Here is a 13,100-nt window from a genome sequence, read left to right as displayed (position 1 = left end):
GCTAATTCTCCTTTGTTTCACTGTTAGCCCCCGGCGCTTGGCTGGAAGCATCGCCCGCCGCAGGCTCCTCGCTCACCTGTTCAGGGACAGCGTCCGCTTCGAGAGCCCCGGAATCGGTATCCGCAATGTGTTCCTTTTCCGGCTCCCGATCGGGCTCGAACTTATTCTCCTGCACTGCCGCAGAATTGACGGCATTGTACTTGGCGTCACCAGCCTGAGGGCTGCCGTTGCCTTCACTCTGTACAGGCGCAGCATGGGCCTGTCCGGGCGCAGATACAATCGGCGAGCTGTACAGGGTGCTCGCCGCCCCCGTTGCACGGCGGACTATAATCAGAATAACTCCCGCTACGATAAGGAAGATGGCCAGCAGCTGGGAAATCCGCACGTTGCCATACTCGGGATCCAAGAAGCCTGGTTCAAATAAGACATACATCGGCGACCATAATGCATCCACCAAGGATACGACCCAATCCGCTCCTTGATAGGCCAAGCTGTCTGTGCGCAAGCCTTCGATGAAGAATCGGCCAATTGAATACCAGATCAAGTAGCTGATGAACACCTCGCCGCTTCGAACACCGCGCAAGCGTCGCAGTCCGAACAAGAGCAGGACGCCCACGAAGCTCCATACTGATTCGTATAAGAACGTGGGATGATGGAACGTGCCGTTCACATTCATTTGATTAACGATAAAGTCAGGCAAATGAAGCGTGTTGCGCAAGAAAGACTCCGAGACTGGTCCGCCGTAAGCTTCTTGGTTGACATAGTTGCCCCAGCGTCCGATCGCTTGTCCGATCAGCAGCCCGGGCGCGCAGAAGTCGGCGATGCGCCAGAAGCTGTAACCCTTTTTCCTTACATAGATCAAGGCACAGATGACCGCACCGATTAAAGCGCCATATATCGCAATGCCTCCATGCCAAATTTTAAATATTTCAAGCCAGTCATCCTTATAGTCATCCCATTTGAACGCGACATAATACGCACGCGCCCCGACAAGAGCGGAAGGTACACCGAACAATAATAAATCCATGAAAAAATCTTGAGAAACACCAAAGCGCTTCCCTTCACGAATAGCCAACAACAGTCCGACCAGCGCAGCCGTGCCGAGAATCAAGCCGTACCAATGCACCTTCAGCGGTCCTAGCTGGAAGGCTATCGGATCGAGCAACAGTGTTGCCATCCTTCACACTCCTTCATTTATCCAGTATGCATACGAATCGATATTAATCAAAATCTTCCATATCCTCAGCAATTGTTTCCGTCAGCTTATTGGTGAACTGCAGCGCCGCGTTGTACCCCATGCGCTTCAACCGATAGTTCATCGCAGCAACCTCGATAATTACGGCCAAGTTCCGTCCGGGACGCACTGGAATCGTCACAAGCGGCACATCGGTATCAATGATGCGCGTTGTCTCCTCGTCAATGCCGAGACGGTCATATTGCTTATCTTGTTGCCAATTCTCCAATTTAATGACCACGCTGATGCGCTTGTTGTTCCGAATCGCTCCTGCCCCGAACAAGGTCATGACGTTAATAATGCCGATACCGCGAATTTCAAGCAAATGCCGAATCAGTTCCGGCGCGGAGCCATGCAGTTGAAAATCGGAAGTTTGCCGAATCTCTACGGCATCGTCCGCCACAAGCCGGTGTCCACGTTTGACTAGCTCCAACGCGGTTTCGCTTTTCCCGATTCCGCTGCCTCCCGAAATGAGCATTCCAACACCGTATACATCGACCAAAACGCCATGAATCGTCGCGGTCGGCGCCAACTTTTTCTCCAGAAAGTTCGTAATGCGGCTCGACAGAATCGTCGTCGCCATTTGAGAGCGCAGCAATGGAACCTGCTGTTCTTGGCAGACGTCCATCAGCTCCTGAGGCACTTCGAGCCCTCTCGTCACGATAATGCACGGCATCTCCTCAGAGCAGAACAATTGCATCCGTTCACGCTTCGCTTCCGGCGATAACGTTTCAAAGAAAGATAATTCCGTCTTGCCAATGAGTTGAACCCGTTCCTTCGGATGGTATTCAAAATACCCGGCCATCTCCAGCCCAGGACGATGCAGATCATCGACTGTAATCAGTCGTTTCAAGCCTTGCTCGCCAGCCAATACCTCCAGGTGGCACTGCTCCACCATTTCGGCAACTTTCACCTTCTTGGCCATCGTCGTTCACTCCTTCGTCTGGCGGCACTTCATTATCTGTATACCCCTTGGGGCGAAGTGCCCTTACCTCATTGTAATCATCGTAAAGGAAAATGACGCACAGATCAATGTGCCAGTTCTCGCAATGTCAGCGCAAGCGGGACAAGCATCATATCACCATTCTATATGCTAAAAATCTAGAAATCTTGTTGACAGCCACACCGCAACCAAATTCCCCAATCGCATCATCCATTGGATTTTGTGCAACGGATCAGCGGCGCATCCCATTACGGCTGGTTTCATCGGATTTCGCACACTGGTTTGAACTAATTCCACAGCGGTTGCAGGTAAACAGTCTGATCCACTGGACAAATACAGTCTCCTTGTCATTTTACCGCTCAAGCCGCACATTTCACTGTCATATTTTACAATGGAAATTCACTTCCAGTCGTATACGTTTGAAAAAAACCAAAAAAGGCTAGCCGGAATGGCTAGCCTCAGTATAATCGTTGATTAGTTTTCGAACAGGTTCAATTCTGTGTCTTTATCAAAGACATGAACTTTGTTCATATCGATGGCAAGCTTCACGTTTTGACCATCTTTCGAATTGGAACGGCCGTCAACGCGTGCGATAACCGTCTCTTTGCCGATACCTGTCAAGTAAAGGAACATTTCATGACCCATGTTCTCCGTAACATCAATGGAAGCGGTGAAGATGCTGGTAGGCGATGCTTCCAAGAATACAGGCTCTTCGTGGATATCCTCAGGACGCACGCCGAGTATAACTTCTTTGCCGATGAAGCCTTTTTCTTTCAGCACTTGTGCTTTGCCAGCTGGCACGACAACATCCAATCCCGTTGTTTTAAAGCGGAAGTTGCCGCCTTCTTCGGACAGCGTACCATTGATAAAGTTCATTGTCGGGGATCCGATAAAGCCTGCAACGAACATGTTCAATGGATTATTGTACAGGATGTCTGGAGCAGCCGCTTGCTGAATGATACCGTCTTTCATAACAACGATACGGTCACCCATCGTCATTGCTTCGATCTGGTCATGCGTTACATAGATAACTGTCGTTTGCAGACGTTTTGCCAGTTTGGAAATTTCAGAGCGCATTTGACCGCGCAATTTCGCGTCCAAGTTGGAAAGCGGTTCGTCCATCAAGAACACTTGAGGTTCACGGACGATTGCACGACCAAGGGCAACACGCTGACGCTGACCGCCGGACAACGCCTTAGGTTTACGGTCAAGCAAGTGCTCGATATCCAGAATGCGAGCTGCTTCACGCACACGCTTATCGATATCTTCTTTTTTGAATTTACGAAGTTTCAGACCGAACGCCATGTTCTGATACACGTTCATGTGCGGGTACAACGCGTAGGATTGGAATACCATCGCGATGTCGCGGTCTTTTGGAGCCACATCATTAACTAGGCGATCGCCAATGTACAATTTACCTTCGGATATTTCTTCAAGACCCGCAATCATACGAAGCGTTGTAGATTTACCGCAACCGGATGGACCTACCAATACGAGAAACTCTTTGTCTTGGATGTCCAGATTGATGTCCTTAACTGTTGGATTATCGGAACCCGGATATTTTTTGTAAATGTGCTCTAAGCGTACGCCTGCCATGTGCGTTTCCCCCTTAAACATGTTTATCGTGAAATCGGTTACTTATATCTTAACTAAACCATGTACAAATAACTATACACAAGTTGCACAAAAAATGAATGTCCTATTTCGTGACTTTGTACAATAGCAAAATGAGCTTCACTAATACGGCGTCCGTAAATTTGCGCACATCCAGACCTGTCTCATGCTTTATCTTGTCCAGTCGGTACAGTAAAGTATTACGATGGATATACAATCGTTTGGCCGTCTCGCTTACACTGCAGTCGTATTGGAAAAAGGTTTCAAGCGTTGCCATCGTCTCCACATCCGTGAAGCTGTCCGCCTTCGTCACAACCCGTTGCAGGAATTGCTTGCGAACTTCGTCCGGAATGCTGTTCACCAAGCGCTCCAGATGCAGGTCCCATGGCAGATGGATATTGTCCGTCACATGAAACGTTCGCCCGAGATAGATTGTTTCCCGCAGCTGGGCGACGACGGCGGGCATGCCCTTCACCGGCGAAAACGGATACCCGATAGAAAAATGGCTTTCACCCACCCATTCATTGGCGAGCAGTTCATACAATCCGTAACAGAACGATGTCAGCAGTTCTTCCATCGTTTCCTTTTCATCATCGTCATCATCGCTCTCGCTTGCTTGTGTAAGCTGCTCCGGGCATAAAATAAACCATTCTTTTTCCGATAACGGAATCAAAATAAGCTCGCCGCCAAAATAGGATTTCATCAATTTATACAAATCCTTATAACCGGGTCCCTCCCGGTGCGCATGTTCGGCAACCAGCAGAAACGGTACGACTTGAGTGAACAGTTTGTTTTTCCAGGAAAATGTATCGGGAACCTCTGCGCTTCCATCGCCTTCCCTCATCCGTTCGGCAATCCATTGCCCCAACATAAGCGCCTGCTGCTCATCGCCCGCATGCGTGCTGGGATGCAAAGGCTTCGGCTGGTGCTCCATCCAGAGGACGAGCTCAATCCATTGCCGTTCCTGTTCCGTTAAAGCAGGTTCATCTATCTGCATGAGTTCTGTTGTCGATTTACCTGATTTCCATAGCAGCAGCCACCTGCCGTCACGCTGATGCATAACGGCAGGTGCGGATGGCTGCCGCCCCTTGCCCCGCGCCTTCGTCCAATCGTGCCACTCTTCGGCAGGTACTGACAACGGCACCAATTTCTTGCCGAGAATTCGTTCGATATGCAGCTGCAAAGCTTGTTTTTCCATGACTGTTCACTCCGCCCATTCGTCCGTCTTCTTTTGTCCCATTGTATCATAACTGAGCGTCTTCCTTCAGCATCCCCATTCGCATAATAAAAGCAGCTTGATCCTCCTCTCAGAGTCTCAAGCTGCAGCACATTAAGATAGTCTTGCCACCTCCATCGCATTCACTACGAGCGCGCTGCCTTGATCTGGTCCAACCCCAAGGCGGAAGGTGCATCCTGAGAAATCGCCTGATCTCTCCAGCCTAACTTCTCCATCCACCGCAATCGTCGTCCGGTCAGATTCCATTGTCCATACCACTTCCGTCCATTTATTCGGCAACACGCCCTTTCCTTCCGCCCAAGCTTCCTCTTTGGTAACCGGGTCGATGAAGCTAAGGGCACCGCTGGTATGAAATTTGACCTTTGCCGAAGTGCCTCCATACAGGACGAGGGAGTTCGTATCGGTCCGGATGTTGAGCCGGCATTGAAACGGGACCGGGTATTCCGCCTTCGTGCGCGCATCTCCCCAGTGCTCATTATAAGACAACCAGAGTCCTTCTCCCGTCATGACCGGATGACATACTTGATCTGGAATCAATTCGTCTATTGGCTCTCCACCGCCTGAGACGGCCAGATGAGGCACTTCTGCGGTCACCGCAAGCGGCTCGGCGAAGAAGGAACGAACCGTCACTTGACCATTGTCACATCCAATGCCGGCTAATCCGACTGTGTCACCGAAGTAACCTTCTTGAGCATGGAACAATTGATCGTCGAGGTGAATTTCCATAGAACGTTCCCGAATCGTCCATTCTATGCGCACCCATTGCCCATATGGCACAGCCCCTTTATCCGTATAGCTGAATGTCTTATGCAAGCTTGGGTGATTGACGTAGAATTCTTCACCTGCTCCCCCGTTTGCAGATGCGCCATAGTTAAAGGTCAATTCACCATGGGGTCCAAATAGCAAACGCAAGCATCCAGCCTCTAAGCGGAGCGTTGTCTCTATCCGAATCGGAGTGTGAAAGGTTTCATCCGTTACCGCTCTGCCCGTTAACGCCAGACCTTCCGGTGTCAATCTTCCCTGGGTAGAGCTGCCTCTTACCGTAAGCCATGTCCCGCCGCCATCGTATTGGACGGCTGCCGTCCCCGCCGGCTCCTCTTCGTGACCGGTTACTGTCTCGCCCGGATTGCCGCAAATCATAAGCAGATTGCCATCCGGATCGCGCAGCGTGAAGAACGCCATACCCGGATATTGTTCAATCTCCCACTCGATCGGTATACCGTTCTGCTTCGCGAATCGGTATGCGGCATGCACGTCCGGGGATTGCAGCATCAGGATCGGCCGTTCTGCCATCGATAGTCCCCGATCATATCCGTGCTGATCAAGCACGAGGCCGCTTCCCCCGTTCATGGCGATCTCATGCACCTTGTCGGTTACAGATGAGCGATTGGGCAGGCCGAATAACTTGTGATACCAGTTTACGGAGCGTTCCATATTGCTGACATGCATGAATACCCCACCGATATGGTTTTTAACCGGATGAACTTGTTTTGCCGCGATTGTCGTTCGATTCATAGCTTCTCCTCCTGAACGGTTATGATTCGGCTGTAAGAGCCTCCATTCATATGGATGCGCCTGCCTTGCTATTTCTTACATCATATCGCCGTATATTTTAATGAGGGCGTTCTTGAATGGTAACATTCAGCTTTGTACTACCTGCGATCCAGCCAATCTGCGGCTTCTTCCAACGCGTCCGCCGCTTGCCGCTCTTCCGCCGCCGCCCGTTCCAGCAGCCGCACAGCACGTTCGGCCAGCCCCGGTCCAAGCGGATTGCCTCCGAAGGGCAGTGGAAACAAATGCGATAATGCAGTCCACGCCTCTGCTACGATGGTGTAGCTGACACGGGCATGATGAACGGCCGGCTCTGTCTCCTTACATACGTGACGTATCGTGCCGTCCGCAAGTCGTGCCTGCAGGAACCGCGCTGCATTGCGTCTCGCCTCAGCCGTATAGGACGCATGATACGCAATAGATAGCGGTTCGGCTGTCCTGCTTTCACGAAAAGCCTCTATCCATGTCGCGTATGCATTCAATCCGGCTGCGCAATCGGGCAGAACGGCCTGCTCATGGCCGCGGATATGGCGAACGGCTTGTGCGAGGACACGGTGCAGCGAATCCCGCCATGACACCGGATAACGCGTGCCTGGTATAACCACGAACCATTCGGCACCCGGTTGACTGCGACCGAGCTTGGCATATGGCAAGCGCTTGCCGCTTACCGTCGTATCCGTCACCATCCATTCGCCTGTTTCGTCATCGAATCCGCAGATGAGGCCGAATTCAGCGCTCGAGACGTTCCAAGCGATAATCGGAGTCCCGCGCACAATAGAATCCTGCATCTGCTCCATTGCTCCAACAAGATCGTCCGGCCGCTGCAAAGCTAGACCGGCTCCGCCAAATATGGCTGCCGAGTAACCCAGGTTCCCCCAACCGAATCTCGAGGCCTTCGCCCAATCGAAAGCATACGCGCTGCTGAGCCCGATACCGGGGGTCGCGTATAGGCTGAATGCTTGCCCAGAGAGCCCCATTACATCGGCTAAGGAAACGTTGCGCACGCCCGTAGCCAGAAGCGTCTCCAATATTGTAGCGGCCATCGTGTTGCGCGCGCCAGCGAACCAGTGATATCTTGCCCCGCTTACCATCCCGGAGCGCTGAAGCCCCCGTTGACGGCGGCCAGCTACATATTGAGATACCTCTGCTTGAAAGTTCGCATCCGTCAGCTTGCGGCGCGCACGCGACAACGCAGTATAGACGGCGCCGCTCTTCATGCCCAGCAGGACGGCCACCTCCGGGATCGGCAATTCGGCAAATCCATGCGCCAGCAATACAGCACGCTCCCGCTCACCAAGCCGTTCGAACAACCGTTCAAATTGTGCCAACGCTTGCCGCTTGAGTGCTGCATCTGCAGGGTCTATCAGGTGTGCGCGCCGTTCGACCTCCTGCTGTGCCAGATGCATCGTCTGCTCCGGCGAGTCAATACGGTCATCCGTTGTCCAGCCTGTCCATCCGGTTAAGCGTGCTCTGGCCGAGCTCCTTAACTCCATCAAAGCGCGATTGCGCACGATCGTGCGCAGCCAGGGGATGAATTTATCCGGCTCCTTCAGCGTGCTAAGCTTTTGCAGCGTCTGCAGAAGCGCATCCTGCACAATATCTTCGGCTGTCTCAGCGTCTCCTGTAATTCGGCGAGCCCACGTCAGCATCTGGGTCCGATGACGCCGAACCAATTCGCCGAATGCTTCCCGATCTCCAAGACGTGCCTGAGCAACCAGATCTGTTAGATTTTCCGAACGCAAGTCTTCAATCCTCATGATGACCCCTCCGTTTTTCACCACCAAGCATTCTCTCATCCGTTCTTGTCTTCGTATCATATATTTAACGTTAGAGACCCATATCCTTCTGCAACGATTTCGTAAAATTAAAAAAACCGGACTTGTTTGTTCTCAAGTCCGGCTGCATAATCCGATAACCATGTTCATGTTCTCAGCGCTCAAAAGTTGAAAGCCGATTTTACGTTGTTGGCGAACGCGTATCCGCTCGTCGCATCCCAATTGATCGACCAGGTCATCACACCGCGGAAGTTCGGATAACCTTCCGGTCTTTGCAAGGAATACGTTCCTCCATACGGCGTGCCCTTCACCAGATATTTGAGCGCTTTGGCGACGTCCGCAGCCGAGGTGTACCCGCCTGACGGTGCTGCGCTTGGTACGGAAGGCATGCCGATCGCCACCTGATCCTCCCGAAGCGGTTGGAATATGTTGCTCGGATTGCGATTAATCGGGAAGCCATACAGCAGCATTTCCGCCATGGCAACATGGAAATCCGCCGTGCCCTGATTATAGACACGTCCGTCCAGCGCCTCGTTGCCGCCAGCGTTATAATGCTGCACATGAATAAATGTCAGCTTATCGCGCAGCCCGTGGATAACGGGCAAGTACGCCCCCCACGGCCCGGCGTATGAAACGATGCCTCCCTGCACGTACGCGGTTTCCGGCGCCATTGTCAGCATAAAGTTCGGTCCGATATTGTTGCTGAGCTGCCGGACGGCGGTGATCAGGTTGACGATTTTCGGTGTCGTCGGATTGCGGTAATCCGTATCCCCGCCGCCAAGGGAAATCGAGCCGCCCTCCAAGTCGATGTCAAGCCCGTCGAACCCATAGGTTTGAATGATGTTCGTCATAGAACTCACAAAATTTTGTATGTCGGTATTGTTATGAAGCTCGACCGAGCCGTTCTGTCCGCCGATAGAAATAAGCACCTTTTTGCCCTGACTGTGAAGGTGGGCAATATCCGATTGGAATTCGGCGACAGTCGCATTGTACGGCGTAAAGCTTAATGTGGCGCGGTCGCCTCCCGTCGTTTCGGCGAAAGCGACTTGAATGACGTCATACAACGGCGATATGTTTCTTAGCTTCAAGGCGGTCGAGCCGTTATCGAAATTATGCCAATATCCGATCAGTAATTTTTCCGCTATCGGATTGGGATTCGGCTCTCCAGAGCCGGTCGTGATGGTTACGGCGTTGCTTGCAGCGGACACGTTGTCCGCCGCATCCTTTGCCTTAACCGTGAACGTATAAGACGTATTCGGCGTCAGCCCCGTCACTGTATAGGAAGTAGAAGGCGTCGTTCCGGCAAGCGTCCCGTTCTTTAACACATCGTAGCCAGTCACGCCGACATTGTCCGTAGCTGCGCTCCAACTTAACGAAACGGTCGTCGAAGCAGACCCGGTAGCAGCGAGATTCGCCGGAGCGGACGGCGCCTGAGTATCCGGTTCCGGGCCGGGATCTCCTCCCCCTTGCGCCGACCATAGTGCAGGCACGTTCGGCGGCTCCCAGCCCGGAAGCGAGGTATGAGGCTGCAGGCATTTATAAGCAGTGCCGCTGTAATTGACCACATCGCCAGTCTGATAAGAGATGTTTGGCGACCAGTGCGGCGCTGCAAAAGCGCTTACAGGTAGTAAGGAAAACAAGAGGATCAACACGAACAGAAAAACAAACGTTTTTTTCTTCGTTGCCTTATTTTTCATCATATTCCTCCCTCAATCAATTCGATATCTTGCTCTTTAAGGATGATAGGCTTCCGCCAAATATCACCTCCCCGTCAGAATGACATTCGCTTCCGGAATGCTGCGTAATTCGGCATGCGGCACCGAAGACGTCTCCGAAAGTTCAAAGTATAGTCACAAATGTTGTATCTCTAATAAACTACTTTTCAGGAGATAGTTGCAAGGATAAATATCTATAGAAAGGGATATTATTCTATTTATCCGCACATATCAAAAAGCCGGGCTTGATTGTCTCAAGCCCGGCTGTAATCATGTTCATATATCATGTCCTTACGGTGCAAAAACGTATAAAACAAAAAAACTTCAGCATATACTGAAGTTGATGGCATAACTGGTGAGCCATGAAGGACTCGAACCTTCGACACCCTGATTAAAAGTCAGGTGCTCTACCAACTGAGCTAATGGCTCTTACTATGGTGGAGGATGATGGATTCGAACCACCGAACCCGTACGGGAACAGATTTACAGTCTGCTGCGTTTGGCCACTTCGCTAATCCTCCATAATTACATGGTGGCTCGGGACGGAATCGAACCGCCGACACGAGGATTTTCAGTCCTCTGCTCTACCGACTGAGCTACCGAGCCGTATTTAATTGAAATACGGTTATATATCGTCCATCTTCATTCAAAAATAAAAATGGCGGAGCTGACGGGATTCGAACCCGCGTTCTCCTGCGTGACAGGCAGGCATGTTAGGCCTCTACACCACAGCTCCTTGAGAAAATGGTGCCGGCGATAGGAGTCGAACCCACGACCTACTGATTACAAGTCAGCCGCTCTACCAACTGAGCTACACCGGCATAATATGGTGGACGCTGACGGGATCGAACCGCCGACCCTCTGCTTGTAAGGCAGATGCTCTCCCAGCTGAGCTAAGCGTCCACAATTAAAGTATTCAATTAAAGAAAGTAATGGTAGCGGCGGAGGGGATCGAACCCCCGACCTCACGGGTATGAACCGTACGCTCTAGCCAGCTGAGCTACACCGCCATATTATAAACTTGTAATCACTCTGGCGGAGAGAGAGGGATTCGAACCCTCGCGGCTGTTACACCCTAATGCTTTAGCAAAGCATCCCCTTCGGCCTCTTGGGTATCTCCCCACATAGTTAAGGTGCTAATAACGCATGTCCACCGTATTATAAGTGATTTACGAGTAATACACAAGGCATTGCGCCTTGAAAACTGAACGCGAAAGTTTCATTTGCTCTAGAATCAATTGTGTTAGTAGGATAAGCCCTCGACCGATTAGTATTCGTCAGCTCCACACATTGCTGTGCTTCCACCCCGAACCTATCTACCTCGTCGTCTTCAAGGGGTCTTACTAATTGGGAAATCTCATCTTGAGGGGGGCTTCACGCTTAGATGCTTTCAGCGCTTATCCCTTCCGTACGTAGCTACCCAGCCATGCCTCTGGCGAGACAACTGGTACACCAGCGGTACGTCCATCCCGGTCCTCTCGTACTAAGGACAGCTCCTCTCAAATTTCCTACGCCCGCGACAGATAGGGACCGAACTGTCTCACGACGTTCTGAACCCAGCTCGCGTACCGCTTTAATGGGCGAACAGCCCAACCCTTGGGACCTACTTCAGCCCCAGGATGCGATGAGCCGACATCGAGGTGCCAAACCTCCCCGTCGATGTGGACTCTTGGGGGAGATAAGCCTGTTATCCCCAGGGTAGCTTTTATCCGTTGAGCGATGGCCCTTCCATGCGGTACCACCGGATCACTAAGCCCGACTTTCGTCCCTGCTCGACTTGTAGGTCTCGCAGTCAAGCTCCCTTCTGCCTTTGCACTCTTCGAATGATTTCCAACCATTCTGAGGGAACCTTGGGGCGCCTCCGTTACTCTTTAGGAGGCGACCGCCCCAGTCAAACTGCCCACCTGACACTGTCCCCGAACCGGATTACGGTCCTAGGTTAGAACTCCGATACGATCAGGGTGGTATCCCAACGATGCCTCCACCGATGCTGGCGCACCGGCTTCGCAGGCTCCCACCTATCCTGTACAGACCGTACCAAAGTCCAATATCAAGCTGCAGTAAAGCTCCATGGGGTCTTTCCGTCTTGTCGCGGGTAACCTGCATCTTCACAGGTATTAAAATTTCACCGGATCTCTCGTTGAGACAGCGCCCAAGTCGTTACGCCATTCGTGCGGGTCAGAATTTACCTGACAAGGAATTTCGCTACCTTAGGACCGTTATAGTTACGGCCGCCGTTTACTGGGGCTTCGGTTCATAGCTTCGCCTTGCGGCTAACCACTCCCCTTAACCTTCCAGCACCGGGCAGGCGTCAGCCCGTATACTTCGCCTTGCGGCTTCGCACAGACCTGTGTTTTTGCTAAACAGTCGCTTGGGCCTTTTCACTGCGGCCCCCTCGGGCTATTCACCCTACCGAGGCACCCCTTCTCCCGAAGTTACGGGGTCATTTTGCCGAGTTCCTTAACGAGAGTTCTTCCGCGCGCCTTAGAATTCTCTTCTCGCCTACCTGTGTCGGTTTGCGGTACGGGCACCTTCACCTGGCTAGAGGCTTTTCTTGGCAGCATGAAATCAAGACCTTCGGTACTATAAATTTCCCTCCCCGTCACAGCCCAGCCTTATGGTCAGCGGATTTGCCTACTGACCGGCCTCACTGCTTGGACGAGCATCCATCAGCTCGCGTCCCTATCCTTCTGCGTCCCCCCATTGCTCATAACGGCTTACGGTGGTACAGGAATTTCAACCTGTTGTCCTTCGACTACGCCTTTCGGCCTCGCCTTAGGTCCCGACTTACCCTGGGCGGACGAGCCTTCCCCAGGAACCCTTAGGCTTTCGGCGGACATGATTCTCACATGTCTTTTCGTTACTCATACCGGCATTCTCACTTGTGTATAGTCCAGCAGTCCTTCCGGTCTACCTTCAACCCGATACACAACGCTCCCCTACCCATGCATCTTACGATGCAAGCCATAGCTTCGGCGATACGTTTAGCCCCGTTACATTTTCGGCGCAGATTCACTCGACCAGTGAGCTA

7 protein-coding genes, 8 tRNA genes and 1 rRNA gene (1 of these 16 cut by a window edge) are annotated in these 13,100 nt (G+C 52.0%); all 16 read right to left on the bottom strand.

Annotation, left to right across the window (positions count from 1 at the left end; translation table 11 throughout):
* Nucleotide 1: 1 nt before the first annotated feature.
* Nucleotides 2-1,177 carry a prolipoprotein diacylglyceryl transferase gene (gene lgt / locus JSQ80_RS11595; protein WP_206095381.1) on the bottom strand — a complete coding sequence of 392 codons (1,176 nt, stop codon included), beginning with the start codon at nt 1,175-1,177 and terminating at the stop codon, nt 2-4.
* 43 nt (nt 1,178-1,220) lie between these two features.
* A complete protein-coding gene (gene hprK / locus JSQ80_RS11590; protein ID WP_087434394.1) occupies nt 1,221-2,159 on the bottom strand; it encodes an HPr(Ser) kinase/phosphatase in 939 nt (312 codons plus the stop codon).
* A gap of 492 nt (nt 2,160-2,651) precedes the next feature.
* Entirely contained in the window at nt 2,652-3,773 is a 1,122-nt protein-coding gene (locus tag JSQ80_RS11585) for an ABC transporter ATP-binding protein (protein ID WP_087434393.1), read from the bottom strand.
* 103 nt (nt 3,774-3,876) lie between these two features.
* Nucleotides 3,877-4,989, bottom strand: a complete 1,113-nt coding sequence (locus tag JSQ80_RS11580) for a PucR family transcriptional regulator (RefSeq protein ID WP_206095380.1) — start codon at nt 4,987-4,989, stop codon at nt 3,877-3,879.
* Nucleotides 4,990-5,121: 132 nt separating this feature from the next.
* A complete protein-coding gene (locus JSQ80_RS11575; RefSeq protein ID WP_206095379.1) occupies nt 5,122-6,543 on the bottom strand; it encodes a VOC family protein in 1,422 nt (473 codons plus the stop codon).
* A gap of 137 nt (nt 6,544-6,680) precedes the next feature.
* Nucleotides 6,681-8,336 (bottom strand): RNA polymerase sigma factor, encoded by a 1,656-nt coding sequence (locus JSQ80_RS11570; protein ID WP_206095378.1) that lies wholly within the window; start codon nt 8,334-8,336, stop codon nt 6,681-6,683.
* A 179-nt stretch (nt 8,337-8,515) separates the two neighbouring features.
* The gene (locus tag JSQ80_RS11565) at nt 8,516-10,051 is read right to left on the bottom strand and encodes a chitinase (RefSeq protein ID WP_206097558.1); all 1,536 of its coding nucleotides are present in this window, start codon (nt 10,049-10,051) and stop codon (nt 8,516-8,518) included.
* Nucleotides 10,052-10,422: 371 nt separating this feature from the next.
* Nucleotides 10,423-10,498, bottom strand: a tRNA-Lys gene (locus JSQ80_RS11560).
* Between the two features lie 6 nt (nt 10,499-10,504).
* Nucleotides 10,505-10,590 (bottom strand) — tRNA-Tyr (locus JSQ80_RS11555).
* A gap of 9 nt (nt 10,591-10,599) precedes the next feature.
* Nucleotides 10,600-10,675: transfer RNA gene (locus JSQ80_RS11550), tRNA-Phe, on the bottom strand.
* A 53-nt stretch (nt 10,676-10,728) separates the two neighbouring features.
* Nucleotides 10,729-10,805 (bottom strand) — tRNA-Asp (locus tag JSQ80_RS11545).
* Nucleotides 10,806-10,814: 9 nt separating this feature from the next.
* Nucleotides 10,815-10,890, bottom strand: a tRNA-Thr gene (locus JSQ80_RS11540).
* Nucleotides 10,891-10,896: 6 nt separating this feature from the next.
* Nucleotides 10,897-10,972: transfer RNA gene (locus tag JSQ80_RS11535), tRNA-Val, on the bottom strand.
* Between the two features lie 30 nt (nt 10,973-11,002).
* Nucleotides 11,003-11,079, bottom strand: a tRNA-Met gene (locus JSQ80_RS11530).
* Nucleotides 11,080-11,102: 23 nt separating this feature from the next.
* Nucleotides 11,103-11,191 (bottom strand) — tRNA-Ser (locus JSQ80_RS11525).
* A gap of 125 nt (nt 11,192-11,316) precedes the next feature.
* Nucleotides 11,317-13,100: ribosomal RNA gene (locus JSQ80_RS11520) — 23S ribosomal RNA — on the bottom strand (it continues 1,144 nt past the right edge of the window).

It is taken from the genome of Paenibacillus apiarius (assembly GCF_017052585.1).
GTDB lineage: Bacteria > Bacillota > Bacilli > Paenibacillales > Paenibacillaceae > Paenibacillus_B > Paenibacillus_B apiarius.
The sequence above is the reverse complement of the archived record's forward strand: the minus strand, read 5'-3'. Positions and strand labels throughout refer to the sequence as shown.